Below are 19,312 nucleotides of genomic sequence, written 5' to 3'. Positions count from 1 at the left end.
ATGTGGAGCTACATCCTCAAACGCCTGCTGTTGATGATCCCGACGCTCGTCGGCGTGCTGACGCTCACGTTCGCGGTGATCCAGTTCGTGCCGGGCGGCCCGGTCGAGCAGGCCGTGCAGGAGTTGCGCAAGGGCGCGACCGAGCAGGGCGCGACGCCATTCGGGATGCGCGCGCACACCGGCGTCGACGCGCAGCAGCTCGCGCAGCTCAAGGCGCTGTACGGTTTCGACAAGCCGCCGCTCGAACGCTACTGGCTGATGCTCAAGCGCTTCGCGCGCTTCGATCTCGGCGAAAGCTACTTTCGCCACCAGAGCGTGTGGTCGCTGGTCGTGCAGAAGCTGCCCGTGTCGATCAGCATCGGGCTGTGGACGTTCTTCCTCACGTACCTGATCTCGGTGCCGCTCGGCATCGCGAAGGCCGTGCGCAACGGTTCGCCGTTCGACGTCGCGACGAGCCTCGTCGTGCTGGTCGGCTATGCGATTCCGGGCTTCGTGCTCGGCGTGCTGCTGCTCGTGCTGTTCGGCGGCGGCTCGTTCTGGCAGCTCTTTCCGCTGCGCGGCCTCACGTCCGACAACTTCGCGCAGCTGTCGCTCGTCGGCAAGGTGCTCGACTATCTGTGGCACATCGCGCTGCCGATCACCGCGTCGGTCGTCGGCAGCTTCGCGGTCATCACGATGCTCACGAAGAATGCGTTCCTTGACCAGATCCGCCGGCAATACGTGCTGACCGCGCGCGCGAAGGGGCTCTCCGAGCGCAGCGTGCTGTGGAAGCACGTGTTCCGCAATGCGATGCTGCCGCTGATCGTCGGCTTCCCGGCCGCGTTCATCGGCGCGTTCTTCACCGGCAGCCTGCTGATCGAGACGCTGTTCTCGCTCGACGGCCTCGGGCTGCTGTCGTACGAGTCGGTCGTGCGGCGCGATTACCCGGTCGTGCTCGGCACGCTGTACCTGTTCACGCTGATCGGGCTCGCGACCAAGCTGATTTCCGATCTTTGCTATGTGTGGGTCGATCCGCGCATTCAATTCGACAACCTGGAGCGCTGACATGAAACGAGCCATTCGCATGCCCGGCGCCAGCGGGCGAGGCGCGCGATGAACCGGGCCGTCGCATCCCCCCGCATCGACGCCGCGCGCGCGCGCGTGTCGCCGTCGCCGGCCCGCCGTGTGTGGCAGCGCTTCCGGCAGCAGCGCCTCGGCTACTGGAGCTTCGTGATCTTCGTCGTCGCGTTTGCCGCGAGCCTCGCGGCGCCGCTGTGGTCGAACGACAAGCCCCTCGTCGTGCGCTACGACGGCCAGACCTATTTCCCGATGTTCCATGCGTACCCGGAGACGACCTTCGGCGGCGATTTCCCGACGCCGGCCGACTATCTCGATCCGTATGTGCGCAAGCGGCTCGAGGCGCCCGGCAACTTCGTCGTCTATCCACCGAACCGCTATTACTACGACACGCTGAACTACTTCTCGAACGTGCCGAACCCGGCGCCGCCGTCGCGCGAGAACTGGCTCGGCACCGATGCGCAGGGCCGCGACCTGCTCGCGCGGCTCGTGTACGGGTTCTGCATCTCGGTCGAGTTCGGGCTGATCCTGACCGTGATCGGCACGCTGCTCGGGATCGCCGCGGGCGCGGTGCAAGGCTTCTTCGGCGGGCGCATCGACATCGTCGGGCAGCGGCTGATCGAGATCTGGAGCTCGCTGCCCGAGCTGTACCTGCTGATCATCTTCGCGTCGATCTTCGAGCCGAGCTTCCTGCTGCTGATCGTGCTGCTGTCGCTGTTCGGCTGGATCGGGCTTGCCGACTACGTGCGCGCCGAGTTCCTGCGCAACCGCACGCAGGACTACGTGCGCGCGGCCCGCGCGATGGGACTCACGAACTGGCAGATCATCTGGCGCCACGTGCTGCCGAACAGCCTCACGCCGGTGATCACGTTCCTGCCGTTCCGGATGAGCGGCTCGATTCTCGCGCTCACCAGCCTCGATTTCCTCGGGCTCGGCGTGCCGCCGCCGACGCCGAGCCTCGGCGAGCTGCTCGCGCAGGGCAAGGGCAACCTCGACGCGTGGTGGATCTCGCTGTCGACGTTCGGCGTGCTGGTCGCGACGCTGCTGCTGCTGACCTTCATGGGCGATGCGCTGCGCAACGCGCTCGACACGCGGATCGCCGATTCGGTGCGCGCGGCGGGAGGGCAGCGATGAGCGACGCAGTCGTATCGAAGGCGGACGAACCGCTGCTGTCGCTCGAGCATCTGCACGTGCGCTTCGGCGACACGGTCGCGGTGGACGACGTGACGCTCGCGATCGGGCGCGGCGAGCGGGTCGCGCTCGTCGGCGAATCGGGGTCCGGCAAGAGCGTGACCGCGCTGTCGATCCTGCGGTTGCTGCGCGACGCCGATGTCACCGGCGCGATCCGTTTTGCCGGGCAGGATCTGGCGGCCAAGAGCGAGCGCGAGATGCGCGGGCTGCGCGGCTCGGACATCGCGATGATCTTCCAGGAGCCGATGACGGCGCTCAATCCGCTGTATACGATCGGCGTGCAGATCGGCGAGACGATCGTGCTGCACGACGGCGTATCGGCCGTCGAGGCGCGCAAGCGGGCGATCGCGTTGCTCGCGCGCACCGGCATCGCGGAGCCCGAGAAGCGCGTCGACAGCTACCCGCACCAGTTGTCGGGCGGCCAGCGGCAGCGCGCGATGATCGCGATGGCGCTCGCGTGCCGGCCGCGCCTGCTGCTCGCCGACGAGCCGACCACCGCGCTCGACGTGACGATCCGCGCGCAGATCGTCGACCTGCTGCTCGAGCTGCAGCGCGAGGAGGCGGAAAAGCGCGGGATGGCGATCCTGCTGATCACGCACGACCTGAATCTCGTGCGGCACTTCGCGCAGCGCGTCGCGGTGATGGAGCATGGCCGGCTCGTCGAGAGCGGGCCCGTCGAGCGGATCTTCGCGTCGCCCGAGCATCCGTATACGCAGCGGCTGCTGAACAGCCGGCCGCAACGCGCGGTCACGCCGGTGATGCCGATCGCGCCCGTCGTGCTCGACGCGCGCCACGTGAGCGTGCAGTTCGCGCGCAAGCGGCCGGGCTTCGCCGGCTGGTTCGGCACGGTGCCGGTGACGGCCGTGGCCGACGTGTCGGTGTCGGTGCGGCAGGGCGAAACGCTCGGCATCGTCGGCGAATCGGGATCGGGGAAGTCGACGCTCGCGATGGCGCTGCTCGGGCTGCAGAAGACGGCCGGCGGCGAGATCGAATTCCAGGGGCGTGCGCTGTCGACCTATCGCGGCCGCGAACAGACCGCGCTGCGCTCGAACATGCAGGTGGTCTTTCAGGACCCATTCAGCTCGCTTTCGCCGCGTCACACGATCGAGCGGATCGTCGGCGAGGGGCTCGAGCTGCATCGCCCGGACATGACGCCCGACGCGCGCCGCGCGAAGTCGCTCGCGGTGCTGCGCGAAGTCGGCCTCGACCGCACGGTGCTGCACCGCTATCCGCACGAATTCTCGGGCGGCCAGCGCCAGCGGATCGCGATCGCGCGCGCGCTGGTGCTGGAGCCGCGCATCCTGATCCTCGACGAGCCCACGTCGGCGCTCGACGTGTCGATCCAGCAGCAGGTGCTGAAGCTGCTCGCGAATTTGCAACAGAAATACAACCTCGGCTACGTGTTCATCAGCCACGACCTGGAGGTGATCGGCGCGATGGCGCACCGCGTCGCGGTGATGCAGGACGGCGCCGTCGTCGAGTCGGGGGAGGTGTCCGACATCTTCACCCGACCGTCACATCCTTACACACAAAAGCTGTTGAAAGCGGTCTGGAAAGCGTGATAGGCGGCCAATGGTCTGACCATCTCGATTGTATTTATTAATTTGTTTTGACAAACGATTACGCGCTGGCTAGTATCGACCGAAATTTTCCGCCAATCAGCTGATTTTTAAGCATATTCCATCGACCAATGCAGCATCGATCCCTGACCCAGGCATGCGCGCGCACCATCGCCGGGCTGTTCATCGGCGCCCTGTTCGCAGCAGCACCCGGCGCGTTCGCCGACGAAGTCAGCAGTTTTAACCAGAATGTCAGCAATTCGACTCAGATCGGGTCGGGTTCCCCCCTCCAGCAGACCAGCGCGCAGCCGTCGAGCGGCGGCGCGAAGTCGTTCCTTGCCGGCATGGCGGGCAAGGCAGGCGACGTGGTGGTCGGCGCGCTGAACATGATCGGCGTGCGGTATCGCTGGGGTGGCAACTCGCCGGATTCGGGCCTCGACTGCAGCGGCTTCGTGCGCTACGTGTTCCAGGACACGCTCGGCATGTCGCTGCCGCGTCGCGCGGAAGAAATGAGCCGCGTCGGCGAGAAGGTGAGCATGAGCAACCTGAAGCCGGGCGATCTCGTGTTCTTCAACACGATGCGCCGCACGTTCTCGCACGTCGGCATCTATATCGGCGACAACAAGTTCGTGCATTCGCCGTCGACGGGCAGCACGGTTCGCGTCGACGATCTCGACAGCGGCTACTGGGAAAAGCGTTTCACCGGTGCGCGCCGGATCGAATCGGAATTCCCGATGAAGCCCGAAGACCTGCGTCAGCGCGTGCGCGCGACGCTCGGCGACGATTCGGCGAACGGCAGCAACTGACGTTTGCCGGTCGCGCGGGCCGGACGATAAAATAAAAAACCCTGTCACCGAAAGGCGGCAGGGTTTTTTGCTTTTGGGGCGGCGTCGACGGCGGGGCGGAAGTCGTTGCGTCGGCCACGGGCGGCAGGCGGCGCGTGCCGCGGCCTCCCGCTCATCGTGGCTTGGGCGGCTTACGCGGCCACGGCCACGCCGCGCGCCGCCGCGAGCTTGCGCTGCAGTTCCGGCATGATGCGCGCGACCGCTTCCTCGCCCGCGAGGATCGCCGCGTTGCGCTGGTTGAAGTCGCTGCCGCCCATCGCCGCGAGGTTCGGGCGAATCACGACGTCCGCGTACTTGTCGAGCTCGTAGGTCTTGATCGTCTGGCCCATGATCGTGAAGGTCTGCAGCAGCATCTCGATCGGGTTGTTGGTCGCTGCGCCGTCGGGGCGGGCCGAGATGTCGACCGCGATCACGAAGCTCGCGCCCATCTTGCGCGCAAACGACGCCGGCACAGGGCTCACGAGGCCGCCGTCGACATATTCGCGCGTGCCGATCTTCACCGGCTCGAACACCGACGGCACGCTGCACGACGCGCGCACCGCGAGCCCCGCGTTGCCTTGCTGGAACAGGATCGGCTGGCCGCTTTGCAGGTCCGTCGCGACGATGCCGAGCGGCTTCGCCATCTTCTCGATCGGCCGGTTGTTGAGCGTCTTGTTCAGGAAGTTCTGCAGCGCGACGCCTTGCAGCAGGCCGCGCGAGCGGAACGGCAGCGCCCAGTCGCTGATCGCCGCCTGGTCCATGTCGAGGGCGATCTTGTTGATCTGCAGCGCGTTCATGCCCGACGCGTAGAGTGCGCCGACCACCGAGCCCGCGCTCGTCCCGGCGACGATCTCGATCGGAATGCCGCGCGCCTCGAGCGCCTTCAGCACGCCGATGTGCGAGAAGCCGCGCGCGGCGCCGCCGCCGAGCGCGATACCGATCTTGACGGGCTTCTCCTGCGGCAGGGCCGTGCCGGGGCGGGACTTGTCGCCGAAGGACGTACAGGCAGCGAGGCTGGCGGACGCGCACGCGATCGTGAAGTGGCGGCGCGACAGGCGAGGGGACGACATCGATGGTTCTCCGGCGGCTTGGCGGCGGGTCACACGGCCCGCGGCGGCGAGGGTTTCCGAGGCCGCGCAGCGGGTTCCGCGCGGCCGGCGCCGCACCGGCTGGCGGCCGCGGCGCGCACATCATAAAGCAAGCGGCGCGCTTGGCGCGATGTCCGGCGCGAGTATAATTCCGGCTTCTTTCCCGTTCCGGGCGTCGCCGGCTCCGTTGCTGTCCGGGCTGCCGTCGTCCCGCGTCGAATCATTCATGCGCCCCAGGCGTTCGAGTTACCGTTTATGACCCGTCCTGTCCGTACCCGCTTCGCGCCGAGTCCCACCGGCTTCATCCACCTCGGCAACATCCGCTCCGCACTCTATCCGTGGGCGTTCGCCCGCAAGATGAAAGGCACGTTCGTGCTGCGCATCGAGGATACCGACGTCGAGCGCTCGTCGCAGGAAGCGGTCGATGCGATCCTCGAAGGGATGCAATGGCTCGGGCTGGATTTCGACGAAGGCCCGATCTACCAGATGCAGCGGATGGACCGCTATCGCGAAGTGCTCGCGCAGATGCTCGAGAAGGGCCTCGCGTATCCGTGCTACATGTCGGCCGAGGAACTCGACGCGCTGCGCGAACGCCAGCGCGAAGCCGGCCTGAAGCCGCGCTACGACGGCACGTGGCGTCCGGAGCCCGGCAAGGTGCTGCCGGAGCCGCCGGCCGGCGTGAAGCCGGTCCTGCGCTTCCGCAATCCGCTGACGGGCACGGTCGTGTGGGACGACGCGGTGAAGGGGCGTGTCGAGATCTCGAACGAGGAACTCGACGACCTCGTGATCGCGCGCCCGGACGGCACGCCGATCTACAACTTCTGCGTGGTGGTGGACGACATGGACATGGGCATCACGCACGTGATCCGCGGCGACGACCACGTGAACAACACGCCGCGCCAGATCAACATCCTGAACGCACTCGGCGGCGAGCCGCCCGTCTATGCGCACCTGCCGACCGTGCTGAACGAGCAGGGCGAGAAGATGAGCAAGCGGCATGGCGCAATGAGCGTGATGGCGTACCGCGACGCAGGCTTCCTGCCGGAGGCCGTCGTCAACTATCTCGCGCGCCTCGGCTGGTCGCACGGCGACGCCGAGATCTTCTCGCGCGAACAGTTCGTCGAATGGTTCGATCTCGAGCACCTCGGCAAGTCGCCCGCGCAGTACGACCACAGCAAGCTGAGCTGGCTGAACGCGCATTACATCAAGGAAGCCGACAACGCGCGCCTCGCGGCGCTCGCGAAGCCGTTCCTCGATGCGCTCGGCATCGACGACGCGGCGATCGCGACGGGCCCCGCGCTCGACGCGGTGGTCGGCCTGATGAAGGATCGTGCGACGACGGTCAAGGAGATCGCGGAAGGCGCGACGATGTTCTACCGTGTGCCGGCGCCCGACGCCGATGCGCTCGCGCAGCACGTGACCGATGCGGTGCGGCCGGCGCTGGCCGATCTCGTCGTCGCGCTGAAGGCGGCCGACTGGACGAAGGAGGCAGTGTCCGCGGCGTTGAAGGCGACGCTCGCCACGCACAAGCTGAAGATGCCGCAGCTTGCGATGCCGGTGCGTCTGCTGGTGGCGGGCACGACGCACACGCCGTCGATCGATGCGGTGCTCGTGCTGTTCGGTCGCGACGTCGTGGTGTCGCGCATCGAGGCCGCGCTGGGCTGACGTATGGGCGAGCGCGAAGCCGCCGCGCATGAGCGCGCGGCGGCTTCGCAAAAAATTTCGCGCGAATCGTAAAAAGGGTATTTACAAGTTCGAAATCGGTCCATATAATCTCACTTCTGTTCTGCAAGGGGGTATAGCTCAGCTGGGAGAGCGCTTGCATGGCATGCAAGAGGTCAGCGGTTCGATCCCGCTTACCTCCACCAACAGAACAAGCTGGATTGATTTGCGAAGCAGCGGTAGTAATAAATGCTTCACAAAATGATTCAAAGCAGTTAGAATTTCGGCCTTCGCTGTTGACTGTAAAGTAAATCGCGAAAGTCAGACAAATCTGAAAAGATTTTGTCCCCTTCGTCTAGAGGCCTAGGACATCACCCTTTCACGGTGAGTACAGGGGTTCGAATCCCCTAGGGGACGCCAAATTCAGCGGCGTTTCGTAGAAGCGTTGCAAGGCTTGCAGGAACGTAACCGACGTCCTGCAGGTTGGGTAAGAAAGCTGGAGCGGTAGTTCAGTCGGTTAGAATACCGGCCTGTCACGCCGGGGGTCGCGGGTTCGAGTCCCGTCCGCTCCGCCAGAACGAAGCCCGTTCAAGACGTTTTTGAGCGGGCTTTTGTATTAAAGATGTAAGCAGTACGTTGTCCCCTTCGTCTAGAGGCCTAGGACATCACCCTTTCACGGTGAGTACAGGGGTTCGAATCCCCTAGGGGACGCCAGATTCAGCGGCGTTTCATGGAAGTGTCGCAACGCGTGCAGGAACGTGACGAGATCCTGCAGGCGGTGGTGCAGAAAAGCTGGAGCGGTAGTTCAGTTGGTTAGAATACCGGCCTGTCACGCCGGGGGTCGCGGGTTCGAGCCCCGTCCGCTCCGCCAGAACGAAGCCCGTTCAAAAAGCGTTTTTTTGAACGGGCTTTCTCGTTAAGGATGTAAGCAGTACGTTGTCCCCTTCGTCTAGAGGCCTAGGACATCACCCTTTCACGGTGAGTACAGGGGTTCGAATCCCCTAGGGGACGCCAGATTTCGGCGTCGTTCGAACAAACGACGCGCCGGCAGGAAGTAACCGACGCCTGCCAGGCAAGCAGCAAGACTGGAGCGGTAGTTCAGTCGGTTAGAATACCGGCCTGTCACGCCGGGGGTCGCGGGTTCGAGTCCCGTCCGCTCCGCCAAACGAACAACAATGCCCGCCTTGTGCGGGCATTGTTGTTTGTGCATTCGGTCGTTGTGCCCGCTCGCGGGCGCGTGACTGCGGAGCGGAGGAAGCCGCCTGCGCGGCTTCCGACGGGACTCGAAGGGCTGCGCGTGCACGCGCAGCCGCGGCCTGCGGGATGTAGGCGAGTCCCGTCCGCTCCGCCAGAAAATGAAGAAGCCCGCCTCGTGCGGGCTTTTTCATTTGAATCGTCCATTGTGCCTTCCGCTGACACCCCACACCGCGCGCCGCGCCCCTACGAGAAATTCGCGATTGCATCCGCACGCGACTGCGCTATCGTGGCGGGATGCGTTTCCGACTCCTGCGCGATGCTCGATCCGACCGACCTGCGACTCCTGTATCAGCTCCGACCCGCGGAGCCCGGCGATTTTCCGTATGCCGAAGCGTTGACGCACGGCAACATGGGCGGCTACTACAAGCGCCATGGGCTCGTGTGGCGCAGCGACCTGTTCTATGCGAGCTGGCGCGAATCCGAAAACTTCATCCTCGAAGCCGACGGCGAGCGCATCGGCGTGCTGCGTGTGACCGAGGAGGGCGATTCGCTGCACATCCGCGACGTGCAGATCGCGGCCGGCCATCGCGGGCAGGGCGCCGGCACCTACATGCTCGAGATGTCGCATCGCTGGGCGCGTGCGCGCGGGCTGCACGAACTGCAGTTGCGCGTGTTCGTCGACAATCCTGCCGCGCATCTGTATCTGCGCATGGGCTACCGCGTCACCGGGCCGCGGCTCGCGCAACTCGGCTCGATCCGCCACATGGTGCGGCCGGTCTGACGGTCCGGCGCGCGGGAACGAGCGATCAGCGGGCCGCGTCGATCGCGCCGTCGTCGTCCGGCGTTTCGTTTTCCGCGACGTCGCCTTCCGGGCCCCGATGCTCGTAGCCGCGCAGCATGAACGCGCGCGGGCTTTCGCCGAATGCGCGGCGGAACATCGCCGAGAACGCGCTCTGGCTCTGGTAGCCGAGTTCGCGCGCGATGTGCGACAGCGGTCGCCCCTGGTTCAGCAGCGGGATCGCCCGCGCGAGCAGCGCCTGCTGGCGCCACTGCGAAAAGCTCACGCCCAGTTCCTGCTTGAAGAGCCGGGAGATCGTGCGCGTGCTCGCGCCGACCTCGCTCGCCCAGTGTTCGAGCGACTCCGCATGCGCGGGCTGCGCGAGTACCGATTCGCACAGCAGGCGCAGCCGTTTTTCGTCCGGCATCGGCACCGCGAGCGGCAACGGTTCGGCATGACTCAGCTCGTCGAGCACGAGCCCGCACAGCAGGCGCTCGCGCGCGGCGCTCAGGTCGCGCGCGTCGAGTGCGACGATCAGCTCGCGCAGCAGCCCCGTCACCTCGACGACGCGGCATGCATCGAGCCCGCCCGGCACGATCGACTCGTCGATATACAGCGTGCGCAAGTAGGCCTCTTCGACGATCACGACTTCGTGCGACACGTGCGGCGGCACCCAGATCGCGCGGGACGGCGGCACCATCCAGGTCGTGCCGGTCGTCGCCACGCGCAGCACGCCGCGCGACGCATACGCGAGCTGCGCCCACGCATGCGTGTGCAGCGGAATGCGGCGGCCGGCATCGACCTGCCGCGCGCGCACGCGCATCGGATGGTCGGCGGTCGGCGCGAATTCCGGCGGGATGTCGATGACGTCGTACGGGTTCGATACGTCGGCTTGGGCGGGCGGATTCATGAAAGTTCGGGCGGCGCGGCGGCGATGCCGTTATTTTAGAAGGCGCCGCGCGTGCGCATGCGGCGGTTTTTCGGCCATCATGCCGGCTTCAAATGAACTTTGTGTGGGCGTCGGCGAATCCGGGGTGGCTGCCCGCAGCCGGTCGCCCGCAGCCGGTCGCACCGACGGTTCGAACCATCGGGCCGGTATCGCGGTCTATCGATGCGTGCGCCACGTCGCGCCCATCGCGCACCGGTCGCACGCCAACACGGCAACACACGAATCGAAGAGGAGAACCACGATGCGCCACGTATTCGTCTATGGCACCTTGAGAGCCGGACAGGCCAACGACATCGGCCATGCGGCCGCCCGCCACGGCATCGCCGCGCCGACGCTGCTGGGCGCGGCCGCGCTGCCGGGCGAACTGGTCGATTTCGGCACGTATCCGGGCATGATCGCCGGTACGGCCGGCAAGTCGCTGGTGTGGGGCGACGTCTACGAGGTCGACGCGCAGCTCGTCCCGGTGCTCGACGAGATCGAGCGCGTCTATCCGGGCGTCGATTCGCTGTTCAAGCCGGACGAGGTAACGGTCGAGCTCGGCGGCCGGCAGTACGCGTGCCTGTATTATCCGGTCGCCGCGCACGCGGCGGCCGGGCGTCCGCGCATCGCGTCCGGCGATTGGGTTCAGCACCGGCGCGAGCAGGAAGCCGCCTGAGCGTGCCTGCGGGCGGTGGCAGGATTCGCTGCAAAAGAGGAAGCGCCCCGCGGGGCGCTTTTTTCCTGCCGGTGACCCGTCATCGCATGCGACCGCCGACACGGCGTGGCCGTCCGGCGATCGCAGCCGACGGCGTCGTCAAATTTCCTCGTACAGCGGCAGCGTCAGGAATTCGGTGAAGCCTTCCGACGTGGACATCTGCTCGAAGATCGCCGCGGCGCGTTCGTACGGCTGCGTGTTGCCGCCGACCGAGCGCTTCACGTTGTCGAGCTCGAGCTTCGCGAATTCGCGCACGAGGTCGGCCGTGACCTTGCGGCCGTCGTCGAGCACGCCCTTCGGCGAGCGGATCCATTGCCACACCTGCGAGCGCGAGATCTCGGCCGTCGCCGCGTCTTCCATCAGGTTGTGGATCGGCACGCAGCCGTTGCCGTCGAGCCATGCGCCGAGGTAGTGGATCCCGACGTTGATATTGTTGCGCAGCCCGGCTTCGGTGATCGGCGCTTCCGGCTGGAAGTCGAGCAGGTTCCTGCCTTCGACCTGCACGTCGTCGCGCTGCTTTGCGATCTGGTTCGGCTGGTCGCCGAGCACCTTGACGAATTCTTCCATCGCGATCGGCACGAGGCCCGGATGCGCGACCCAGCCGCCGTCGTAGCCGTCGGTCGCGTCGCGCTGCTTGTCCGAGCGCACCCCGCCCATCGCCTTGTCGTTCGCTTCCGGATCGTTCTTGATCGGGATCAGCGCGCTCATCCCGCCGATCGCCGGCGCGTTGCGCTTGTGGCAGGTCTTCAGCAGCAGCAACGCGTACGCGCGCATGAACGGCACTGTCATCGTGATCTTCGAACGCTCGGCCAGGCAGAAGTCGCGGTCGTTCTTGAACTTCTTGATCGCCGAGAAGATGTAGTCCCAGCGGCCGGCGTTCAGGCCCGAGCTGTGTTCGCGCAGTTCGTACAGGATCTCGTCCATCTCGAACGCGGCGAGGATCGTCTCGATCAGCACCGTCGCGCGGATCGTGCCGCGCGGCACGCCGATCGCTTCCTGGGCCGCGACGAAGATGTCGTTCCACAGGCGCGCCTCGAGATGGCTTTCCATCTTCGGCAGGTAGAAGTACGGGCCCGAGCCGCGCGCGATCAGTTCCTTCGCGTTGTGGAACAGGAACAGCGCGAAATCGAAGATGCCGCCGGACACGCGCTGGCCGTCGACCGTCACGTGCTTCTCGTCGAGGTGCCAGCCGCGCGGACGCACGATCAGCGTCGCGACCTTGTCGTTCAGCCGGTACGACTTGCCGTTCTGCTCGAGCGAGATCGTGCGGCGCACCGCGTCCTTCAGGTTGATCTGGCCGTCGATCTGGTTCGTCCAGCTCGGCGCGTTCGAATCCTCGAAGTCCGTCATGTACGAATCGGCGCCCGAGTTCAGCGCGTTGATGATCATCTTGCGCTCGACCGGGCCCGTGATTTCGACGCGGCGGCATTGCAGGTCGGCCGGCAGCGGCGCGACCTTCCAGTCGCCTTCGCGGATCGCCTGCGTCTCGGCGAGGAAATCGGGGCGCTCGCCCGCGTCGAGGCGTTTCGTGCGCTCGACGCGCGCCTGCAGCAGCGTCTGGCGGCGCGATTCGAACGTGCGATGCAGCGACGCGACGAGTGCCAGCGCGTCGGGCGTCAGGATCGCTTCGTAACCCGGCTTGATTTCGCCGGTGATCGTCATGCCTTGCGGCAGCGTGATCGGGGTGCTCATGAGTTTCATCTCCTTGGTCGGTCAGTTGCGGTTTCGGTGAAAGGGGAAGGCGGCAGCGCTGCGAAACGTCATGCACCCGGGCCGGGGCGCGTGCGGTTTGCGGGTCTGCCGGACGGAGCCGGGGCGGGGGTGGAGAGGAACGCGAGCAGGTCGGCCATGCCGGCGCCCGTGCCGTCGGGCGGCGCGCCGAGTTCCTCGGCGGGCGCGCCCGTGCGGTTGAGCCAGAACGTCGTGTAGCCGAACCAGGTGGCGCCCGCGACGTCCCACGCGTTCGACGACACGAACACGATGCCGCGCGGGTTCGCGCCGAACGCGGCGGTGCCGAGCGCATACGCGGCCGGGCTCGGCTTGTACGCGCGCACGGTGTCGGCCGACAGCACGCGATCGAACAGGCCGGTCATGCCCGCGCTCTTGATCGCGATGTCGAGCATCTGCGGGGTGCCGTTCGACAGGATCGCGAGCGGCGGGCGCGGGTCGAGCGCGTGCAGCTGGCGCAGCGCGGGCACCGTGTCGGGATAGGTGGACAGGCACGCGTATTCGTCCATCAGGCGTTTCTCGGCCGCACTGTTCAGCGCGAGCCCGAGCCTGCGCGCGGCGAACCGCAGCGCGTCGAGCGTGATGTCCCGAAACGGGCGATAGTGCGCGCCGGCCGGATCGGCGAGCGTGCGCAGCTGCGAGTATTCGATCTGCTTGCGCCGCCACAGCTGCGACAACCGTTCCCCGTGTCCGGGAAACATCTGCTCAGCCGCGGCCAGCACGGCACGCACGTCGAACAACGTGCCGAATGCGTCGAAGAGGATGGCGTCGGGGGAGGAGAGTGTCGTTGTGGCCGACATAGCCTTGCGCTCCAGTTTCAGAGGTCGGGTCGATTCTATTCGTGATATAAGCTGCTAAAAAAGACGCTAAACATCACTTGATCTTTTACTTTCATATACCTAATCTTGTGCGGCTCAAGCTATTTGAAGGACGGCGAGGCCGTCCTCTCGACGGAGTCATGGACCGGTTCAAACAGATCGAAACGTTCGCCGCGGTCGCGGCCAAAGGCAGCCTGTCGGCGGCCGCGCACGCGGAAGGCGTCGCGCCGGCGATCATCGGCCGCCGCCTCGACGCACTCGAGGAGCGGCTCGGCGTGAAGCTGCTGGTGCGCACGACGCGCAAGCTCACGCTGACGTTCGAGGGGTCGGCGTTCCTCGAGGATTGCCAGCGCATCATCAACGAGATGCAGAACGCGGAAGCGAGCGTGTCCGCCGGCGGTGTCAAGGCGAGCGGCCATCTGCGGCTCTCCGCGCCGGCCGGCTTCGGCCGGCGGCACGTCGCGCCGCTCGTGCCCGAATTCAGCGGCGCGCATCCGGACGTGTCGGTCACGCTCGACCTGTCCGACCGGATGGTGGACCTCGTCAACGAGGGGTTCGATTGCGCGGTGCGGCTCGGCGAGCTGCCCGATTCGTCGCTCGTGTCGCTGAAGCTCGGCGAGAACCGCCGCGTGTGCGTCGCGTCGCCCGCGTATCTCGCACGGCGCGGCACGCCGGCCACGCTCGCGGAACTGGCGCGGCACAACTGCCTCGCGCTCGCGGCGAATGCGAACCAGCAGCGCGGCTGGGCGTTCCAGGAAGGCGACAAGGTCGTGTCGATCCGCGTGAACGGCACGATGGAATGCTCGGACGGCGCGGTGCTGCACGAATGGTGCCTCGCCGGCCACGGCCTCGCGTGGCGCTCGTGGTGGGAAGTCGGCGAGGACGTCGCGGCCGGCCGGCTCGTCAGCGTGCTCGATGCGTTCGCCGCGCCGCCGATCGGCATTCACGCGGTGTTTCCGCAGCGCCGACATCTGCCGCTGCGCGTGCGCCTGTTTCTCGATTACCTGAAGCACACGTACGAGCGGCCCGGCTATTGGGGCGAGTAGGCGCCGCGCGCCCGCGTGTTTCCGATATGAGGGCGAACCCGCTGGCGGTGCGGCTTGCGCGGTTTCACCCACTACAATCGTAAGAGGCATGCACGCGGTGTCGCGGCCGGCTCGGCCGGAGCCGGGGCGCGCGGCGTGCGATTGACGAAGGAGGGCGCGATGTTCCGGCACATCCTCGTTCCAACCGACGGTTCCGAACTGTCGCAAAAGGCGATCGACGGCGCGATCGACCTGGCGCGCGCGGTCGGCGCGCAGGTCACGGCCTATGCGTGCCTGCCGCAATACCCGTACTCGCCGTTTTCCGAAGTGATCATCGAGCCGCCCGCCGATTTCCGCGCGCGCAGCGAGCGCGAGGCGCGCGCGCATCTCGACGAGGTGGAAGCGGCCGCGAAGGCGGCCGGGGTCGCGTGCGACACGTGGACGAGCGTGCATCCGTCGCCGTATCTCGGCATCATCGAGGCGGCCGAACGCGGCGGGTGTGACGTGATCTTCATGGCGTCCCACGGACGCCGCGGGCTCGGCAGCCTGCTGATCGGCAGCGAGACGCAGCGCGTGCTGACCCATACGAAAATTCCGGTGATCGTCTATCGGTAGGGCAGCGCCGGCCGTGGCGGGGCGGGCTGCGCATCGGAAAAAGGGCGCGCCGGACGAAGCCGGCGCGCAGCGTTGCTGGCGGCCCGCAGGCCGCGCGGCCGGTTGCGCGATGGGACTCGCGCGCCTGCCGTCTCCTCCCTGATTGTTGTTCCGGTGGCCGATGCCGCGGCGTCGCGAGACGCGGCGGGCATCGGCGTAACGCCTGGCGTGTTACGCGACCTTCTTGCCGTCGAAGAACTGTTCGTCCTCGGTCGAGCCGTGCAGCGCGGTCGTCGACGCTTCGCGTTCGACCGTCTGCGTCACCGCGTCGAAGTAGCCGGTGCCGACCTCGCGCTGGTGCTTGACGGCCGTGAAGCCCTTGTCGGCCGCCGCGAACTCGGCCTGCTGCAGTTCGACGAACGCGCTCATCTGCGTGCGGGCATAGCCGTGCGCGAGGTTGAACATCGAGTAGTTCAGCGCATGGAAGCCGGCCAGCGTGATGAACTGGAACTTGTAGCCCATCGCGCCGAGTTCCTTCTGGAACTTGGCGATCGTCGCGTCGTCGAGGTTCTTCTTCCAGTTGAACGACGGCGAGCAGTTGTACGACAGCAGCTTGCCCGGGAACTGCTTGTGGATCGCTTCCGCGAACTTCTTCGCGTACTCGAGATCCGGCTTGCCCGTTTCGCACCAGATCAGGTCCGCGTACGGTGCGTACGCGAGGCCGCGCGAGATCGCCTGCTCGAGGCCCGGCTTCGTGCGGAAGAAGCCTTCCACCGTGCGCTCGCCGGTCAGGAACGGCTTGTCGTTGTCGTCGACGTCGGACGTGATCAGGTCGGCCGCTTCCGCGTCGGTGCGGGCCACCAGCACGGTCGGCGTGCCCATCACGTCGGCCGCGAGACGCGCGGCCGACAGCTTCGCGACGGCTTCGCGCGTCGGCACGAGCACCTTGCCGCCCATGTGGCCACACTTCTTCACCGACGCGAGCTGGTCCTCGAAGTGGACGCCCGCCGCGCCGGCCTCGATCATCGCCTTCATCAGCTCGAACGCGTTGAGCACGCCGCCGAAGCCGGCTTCCGCATCGGCGACGATCGGCGCGAAGAAATCGACGTAGCCTTCGTCGCCCGGGTTCTTGCCTTCCGACCACTGGATCTGGTCGGCGCGCGTGAGCGTGTTGTTGATGCGCTTGACGACGAGCGGCACCGAGTTCGCCGGATACAGCGACTGGTCCGGGTACATTTCGCCCGCGACGTTCGCGTCGCCGGCCACTTGCCAGCCGGACAGGTAGATGGCCTTCAGGCCGGCCTTCACCTGCTGCATCGCCTGGTTGCCGGTCAGCGCGCCGAGGGCGTTGACGAACGGCTCGTTGTTGATGAGGCTCCACAGCTTTTCCGCGCCGCGCTTGGCCAGCGTGTGCTCGATCGGGATCGAGCCGCGCAGGCGGACCACGTCCTCGGCCAAGTAGCTGCGCTTGATGCCCTTCCAGCGCGGATCGGTTTCCCATTGCTGCTGCAGTTCCTGTGCCTGTTGCTGACGCGACATGATGAGCTCCTTGATGCGATGTATGCGTGACGGGCCGAATCTGGCGGTGACGATGCGGTTCGCGAGGCGGGGAAGCGATGCGTTCCCGTTCGCGAAGTCTTGTATAAGAGTCTAGGCAAATCGGCGGGAGCGAAACAGGGGCTGGCTCGGGAAGTGCGGAATTTTTTAATTGTTTTTAATCAACGGGTTGCATTCGTCATTTCGAGATAAGAAATGCGTTTTCCTATCCCGCAATCGCACGGGTTGTGCCGTGCAGCATGATTTTTTACGACGCAAAAAAATTTCCTGCATCGTGAAATTGGCGGTGGGGCGAAAAAAAACCGGCGCGGATGCGCCGGTTGGTTGAATGGGCGAGATGCCCATCCGCGGGGGCGGCTGCAGGGCCGCCCAGATGCTTACGATGCCGAATTGCTACGGCGCGGGGCGCCGCTGCGCTGGCCGTCGCGACGCGGGCCGCCGTCACGGCTGCCGCCCGGCTTGCCGCTCCAGCCACCGCCATTGCCGCCGCCGTAGCTGCGACCGTTGCCGCTGCTATTGCCGTTGCCGCCATAACCGCCGCCCGGCTTGCCGCCGAAACGACGACCGCCGTTACCACCGCCTGGACGGCCGCGGCCGCCGGTGCCGCCGTTACGCGGGGGCGACTTGCGCGGCTCGAAACCTTCGACCACGTTGACCGGCAGCGGCGAGCGCACGAAGCGTTCGATGCGCTTGAGCGCGCCTTGCTCGGCGTGGTGCACGAGGCTGACCGCCGTGCCCGAACGGCCCGCGCGGCCGGTACGGCCGATACGGTGCACGTAGTCTTCCGCGAACTTCGGCAGGTCGTAGTTGAACACGTGCGTGATGCCCGGGATGTCGATGCCGCGTGCCGCGACGTCGGTCGCCACCAGCACGCGCACGCGGCGCTCGCGCAGCGCACGGATCGTGCGGTTGCGCGCGCCCTGCGGCAGGTCGCCGTGCAGCGCGGCCGATTCGAAGCCTGCGTCGGCGAGACGGCCGGCGAGCTGGTCGGCGTCGATCTTGGTCGCCGTGAAGATGATCGCCTGGTCGAGCGCGTCGTCGCGCAACAGGTGATCGAGCAGGCGATCCTTGTGATCGCGGTCGTCGACGTAGTGGACCGTCTGCGCGATGTTCGTGCGCGACTCGAGGCGCTGCTGGATCTCGATGCGCTCCGGGTCCTTCAGCAGGCGGCCCGTCAGCGAACCGATCTTGCCGTCGAGCGTGGCCGAGAACAGCATCGTCTGGCGCGATTCCGGCGTGGCGGCGACGATCGTTTCGATGTCTTCGATGAAGCCCATGTCGAGCATGCGGTCGGCTTCGTCGAGCACCAGCATCTTCAGTTCGGACAGGTCGATACGGCCCCGCTCGAGGTGATCGAGCAGGCGGCCCGGCGTCGCAACCAGGATTTCCGGGTTCTTCGCGAGCAGCATCAGCTGCTGGCCGTAGGCGACGCCGCCGAGGATGCTGACCGTGCGCAGGCGCTTCAGGTGCTTGCCGTACGTCGAGGCGGCCGTCGTGACCTGCATCGCCAGTTCGCGGGTCGGCGTCAGCACGAGCAGGCCCGGGCGCGCGACGGGTTGCGGGCGGCGCGCGCGGCGATCGCCCTGGTTCGGGTCGCGCGGCGCGCGCGGCTGCTGCGCCTGCGTCTTCTGGAGCTGTGCGAAACGTTCGATCGCGGGCAGCATGAATGCGGCGGTCTTGCCCGAACCGGTCGGGCTCGACACCAGCAGGTCGCGGCCGGCGATGCCGGCCGGAATCGCGCGCTGCTGGACCGGCGTCGGCTTCACGTAGCCGGCGGCCTGCAGCGCGGAGACGATCTCCGGCGACAACCCGAGCGACGCGAAGCTCGGCTCGTCCGACGCCGGTTCGACCGCGGCCGGTGCGGCGGCGGCGTCGAGACCGAGCGCCTGGTCGGCGATCGCGTTGAGCGGGCTGGAGTTGATGCTCGAAGTCATAACAATCCTTGAAACACAGTGGGTGAAACGTCGGCGCCAATCGCGCATACCCAAGTCGTCGGATTCAGCGAGCAAATCGGGAAACGGGTGCAATCCGCCGAACCGTCGGCGGATGAGGCATTAGAAGCTGTTTTGGGTGCGGCGCGCTTCTGGAGCGGGGCCGCCAGCCTAGTTGACGACCGCAAGGGTCGAAGCAGGAGGGGACAGGTTCTAAACCGGATTGGAGCTTAACGCTACGAGGCGTCGGGCCGGAACGGCTTCGAGCCGAGCGCGGGAGGTGACGCAGGCCGCATTATAAAGAAATTTGCTGCGCTGCGCCACTGATTTGATTGCCTATTGCGGCGGGGGCGGTTTGGTCAGGACGCCGTGCCGTTTTTCAGCGATTCGACGAGTTCGACGTACTGCTGCTTCGCCGCGTCCGGCGACGTGCCCTTCAGCGCTTCCCAGGCATCGTACTTGTACTTGCCGACGATATCGGTGAAGCCGGGCTTGTCGCCGTGCGCGTCGCCGTCGGTCGCCTGCTTGAAGAGCGCGTACAGGCGCAGCAGGGTCAGATTGCCCGGCCGTTCCGTCAGTTGCTTGACGTCGATCTGGGCCTGGTCGAATTGGGCGGTGAGTTCGCTCATCGGGTGTCTCCGTAAGGGTTTCAGATCGGCCG

General features: G+C 66.5%; 16 protein-coding genes and 7 tRNA genes. 16 read left to right on the top strand and 7 right to left on the bottom strand.

Annotated elements, in window-relative coordinates:
* The 4 genes from HWX76_RS15810 (at window position 1) to HWX76_RS15795 (ending at window position 4,612) form a co-directional block, all read left to right on the top strand.
* A complete protein-coding gene (locus HWX76_RS15810) occupies window positions 1-1,044 on the top strand; it encodes an ABC transporter permease subunit (protein ID WP_050012941.1) in 1,044 nt (347 codons plus the stop codon).
* Between the two features lie 48 nt (window positions 1,045-1,092).
* Window positions 1,093-2,190 carry an ABC transporter permease gene (locus tag HWX76_RS15805; RefSeq protein WP_124556746.1) on the top strand — a complete coding sequence of 366 codons (1,098 nt, stop codon included), beginning with the start codon at window positions 1,093-1,095 and terminating at the stop codon, window positions 2,188-2,190.
* Window positions 2,187-3,809 carry a dipeptide ABC transporter ATP-binding protein gene (locus HWX76_RS15800; RefSeq protein ID WP_124631406.1) on the top strand — a complete coding sequence of 541 codons (1,623 nt, stop codon included), beginning with the start codon at window positions 2,187-2,189 and terminating at the stop codon, window positions 3,807-3,809. The genes HWX76_RS15805 and HWX76_RS15800 overlap by 4 nt, the downstream gene beginning before the upstream one ends.
* Before the next feature lie 128 nt (window positions 3,810-3,937).
* Window positions 3,938-4,612: a C40 family peptidase gene (locus tag HWX76_RS15795; RefSeq protein WP_050012938.1), complete on the top strand. Its 675-nt coding sequence runs from the start codon at window positions 3,938-3,940 to the stop codon at window positions 4,610-4,612.
* A 170-nt stretch (window positions 4,613-4,782) separates the two neighbouring features.
* Here the strand turns inward: HWX76_RS15795 and HWX76_RS15790 are convergent, their stop codons facing one another.
* Entirely contained in the window at window positions 4,783-5,700 is a 918-nt protein-coding gene (locus tag HWX76_RS15790; protein ID WP_050012937.1) for a patatin-like phospholipase family protein, read from the bottom strand.
* Between the two features lie 273 nt (window positions 5,701-5,973).
* Between HWX76_RS15790 and gltX the strand changes: the two genes are divergently transcribed.
* The 9 genes from gltX (at window position 5,974) to HWX76_RS15745 (ending at window position 9,358) form a co-directional block, all read left to right on the top strand.
* Window positions 5,974-7,383: a glutamate--tRNA ligase gene (gene gltX / locus HWX76_RS15785; RefSeq protein WP_050012936.1), complete on the top strand. Its 1,410-nt coding sequence runs from the start codon at window positions 5,974-5,976 to the stop codon at window positions 7,381-7,383.
* Between the two features lie 127 nt (window positions 7,384-7,510).
* Window positions 7,511-7,586, top strand: a tRNA-Ala gene (locus HWX76_RS15780).
* A 138-nt stretch (window positions 7,587-7,724) separates the two neighbouring features.
* Window positions 7,725-7,800 (top strand) — tRNA-Glu (locus HWX76_RS15775).
* Between the two features lie 78 nt (window positions 7,801-7,878).
* Window positions 7,879-7,955 (top strand) — tRNA-Asp (locus tag HWX76_RS15770).
* Between the two features lie 63 nt (window positions 7,956-8,018).
* A tRNA-Glu gene (locus HWX76_RS15765) sits at window positions 8,019-8,094 on the top strand.
* An 80-nt stretch (window positions 8,095-8,174) separates the two neighbouring features.
* A tRNA-Asp gene (locus HWX76_RS15760) sits at window positions 8,175-8,251 on the top strand.
* 67 nt (window positions 8,252-8,318) lie between these two features.
* A tRNA-Glu gene (locus HWX76_RS15755) sits at window positions 8,319-8,394 on the top strand.
* Window positions 8,395-8,467: 73 nt separating this feature from the next.
* Window positions 8,468-8,544: transfer RNA gene (locus tag HWX76_RS15750), tRNA-Asp, on the top strand.
* A gap of 349 nt (window positions 8,545-8,893) precedes the next feature.
* A complete protein-coding gene (locus HWX76_RS15745) occupies window positions 8,894-9,358 on the top strand; it encodes a GNAT family N-acetyltransferase (RefSeq protein WP_069617696.1) in 465 nt (154 codons plus the stop codon).
* A gap of 25 nt (window positions 9,359-9,383) precedes the next feature.
* Here the strand turns inward: HWX76_RS15745 and HWX76_RS15740 are convergent, their stop codons facing one another.
* Window positions 9,384-10,265 carry a helix-turn-helix transcriptional regulator gene (locus tag HWX76_RS15740; protein WP_050012934.1) on the bottom strand — a complete coding sequence of 294 codons (882 nt, stop codon included), beginning with the start codon at window positions 10,263-10,265 and terminating at the stop codon, window positions 9,384-9,386.
* Window positions 10,266-10,545: 280 nt separating this feature from the next.
* Here HWX76_RS15740 and HWX76_RS15735 point away from each other — a divergent pair, with 280 nt between their 5' ends.
* Window positions 10,546-10,959, top strand: a complete 414-nt coding sequence (locus HWX76_RS15735) for a gamma-glutamylcyclotransferase family protein (protein WP_050012933.1) — start codon at window positions 10,546-10,548, stop codon at window positions 10,957-10,959.
* Between the two features lie 138 nt (window positions 10,960-11,097).
* Here HWX76_RS15735 and aceB read toward each other — a convergent pair whose 3' ends face one another.
* On the bottom strand, window positions 11,098-12,690 hold the full coding sequence (gene aceB / locus HWX76_RS15730) for a malate synthase A (protein ID WP_050012932.1): 1,593 nt from the start codon (window positions 12,688-12,690) through the stop codon (window positions 11,098-11,100).
* Between the two features lie 68 nt (window positions 12,691-12,758).
* Window positions 12,759-13,526 (bottom strand): haloacid dehalogenase type II, encoded by a 768-nt coding sequence (locus tag HWX76_RS15725; RefSeq protein WP_089488575.1) that lies wholly within the window; start codon window positions 13,524-13,526, stop codon window positions 12,759-12,761.
* Window positions 13,527-13,684: 158 nt separating this feature from the next.
* On the opposite strand from HWX76_RS15725, the gene HWX76_RS15720 reads away from it, so the two are divergent.
* Window positions 13,685-14,590, top strand: a complete 906-nt coding sequence (locus HWX76_RS15720) for a LysR family transcriptional regulator (RefSeq protein WP_050012930.1) — start codon at window positions 13,685-13,687, stop codon at window positions 14,588-14,590.
* Window positions 14,591-14,749: 159 nt separating this feature from the next.
* The gene (locus HWX76_RS15715; protein ID WP_050012929.1) at window positions 14,750-15,184 is read left to right on the top strand and encodes a universal stress protein; all 435 of its coding nucleotides are present in this window, start codon (window positions 14,750-14,752) and stop codon (window positions 15,182-15,184) included.
* Window positions 15,185-15,394: 210 nt separating this feature from the next.
* Here HWX76_RS15715 and aceA read toward each other — a convergent pair whose 3' ends face one another.
* From aceA to HWX76_RS15700, 3 genes are all read right to left on the bottom strand, one after another.
* Entirely contained in the window at window positions 15,395-16,702 is a 1,308-nt protein-coding gene (aceA, locus tag HWX76_RS15710) for an isocitrate lyase (RefSeq protein WP_050012928.1), read from the bottom strand.
* A gap of 395 nt (window positions 16,703-17,097) precedes the next feature.
* The gene (locus tag HWX76_RS15705) at window positions 17,098-18,654 is read right to left on the bottom strand and encodes a DEAD/DEAH box helicase (RefSeq protein WP_050012927.1); all 1,557 of its coding nucleotides are present in this window, start codon (window positions 18,652-18,654) and stop codon (window positions 17,098-17,100) included.
* Between the two features lie 356 nt (window positions 18,655-19,010).
* The gene (locus HWX76_RS15700; protein WP_050012926.1) at window positions 19,011-19,280 is read right to left on the bottom strand and encodes an acyl-CoA-binding protein; all 270 of its coding nucleotides are present in this window, start codon (window positions 19,278-19,280) and stop codon (window positions 19,011-19,013) included.
* Window positions 19,281-19,312: the final 32 nt, after the last annotated feature.

This window comes from Burkholderia sp. BCC0398, assembly GCF_902833245.1.
In the GTDB taxonomy this organism is placed as follows: Bacteria; Pseudomonadota; Gammaproteobacteria; order Burkholderiales; family Burkholderiaceae; genus Burkholderia; species Burkholderia sola.
This window is presented reverse-complemented; position numbering and strand designations above follow the sequence as displayed.

Bases quoted from the DNA above. Each gene is read 5' to 3' on its own strand.
- HWX76_RS15810 (WP_050012941.1), top strand. From the start codon at position 1: ATGTGGAGCTACATCCTCAAACGCCTGCTGTTGATGATCCCGACGCTC.
- HWX76_RS15805 (WP_124556746.1), top strand. From the start codon at position 1,093: ATGAACCGGGCCGTCGCATCCCCCCGCATCGACGCCGCGCGCGCGCGC.
- HWX76_RS15800 (WP_124631406.1), top strand. From the start codon at position 2,187: ATGAGCGACGCAGTCGTATCGAAGGCGGACGAACCGCTGCTGTCGCTC.
- HWX76_RS15795 (WP_050012938.1), top strand. From the start codon at position 3,938: ATGCAGCATCGATCCCTGACCCAGGCATGCGCGCGCACCATCGCCGGG.
- HWX76_RS15790 (WP_050012937.1), bottom strand. From the start codon at position 5,700: ATGTCGTCCCCTCGCCTGTCGCGCCGCCACTTCACGATCGCGTGCGCG.
- gltX (WP_050012936.1), top strand. From the start codon at position 5,974: ATGACCCGTCCTGTCCGTACCCGCTTCGCGCCGAGTCCCACCGGCTTC.
- HWX76_RS15745 (WP_069617696.1), top strand. From the start codon at position 8,894: ATGCTCGATCCGACCGACCTGCGACTCCTGTATCAGCTCCGACCCGCG.
- HWX76_RS15740 (WP_050012934.1), bottom strand. From the start codon at position 10,265: ATGAATCCGCCCGCCCAAGCCGACGTATCGAACCCGTACGACGTCATC.
- HWX76_RS15735 (WP_050012933.1), top strand. From the start codon at position 10,546: ATGCGCCACGTATTCGTCTATGGCACCTTGAGAGCCGGACAGGCCAAC.
- aceB (WP_050012932.1), bottom strand. From the start codon at position 12,690: ATGAGCACCCCGATCACGCTGCCGCAAGGCATGACGATCACCGGCGAA.
- HWX76_RS15725 (WP_089488575.1), bottom strand. From the start codon at position 13,526: ATGTCGGCCACAACGACACTCTCCTCCCCCGACGCCATCCTCTTCGAC.
- HWX76_RS15720 (WP_050012930.1), top strand. From the start codon at position 13,685: ATGGACCGGTTCAAACAGATCGAAACGTTCGCCGCGGTCGCGGCCAAA.
- HWX76_RS15715 (WP_050012929.1), top strand. From the start codon at position 14,750: ATGTTCCGGCACATCCTCGTTCCAACCGACGGTTCCGAACTGTCGCAA.
- aceA (WP_050012928.1), bottom strand. From the start codon at position 16,702: ATGTCGCGTCAGCAACAGGCACAGGAACTGCAGCAGCAATGGGAAACC.
- HWX76_RS15705 (WP_050012927.1), bottom strand. From the start codon at position 18,654: ATGACTTCGAGCATCAACTCCAGCCCGCTCAACGCGATCGCCGACCAG.
- HWX76_RS15700 (WP_050012926.1), bottom strand. From the start codon at position 19,280: ATGAGCGAACTCACCGCCCAATTCGACCAGGCCCAGATCGACGTCAAG.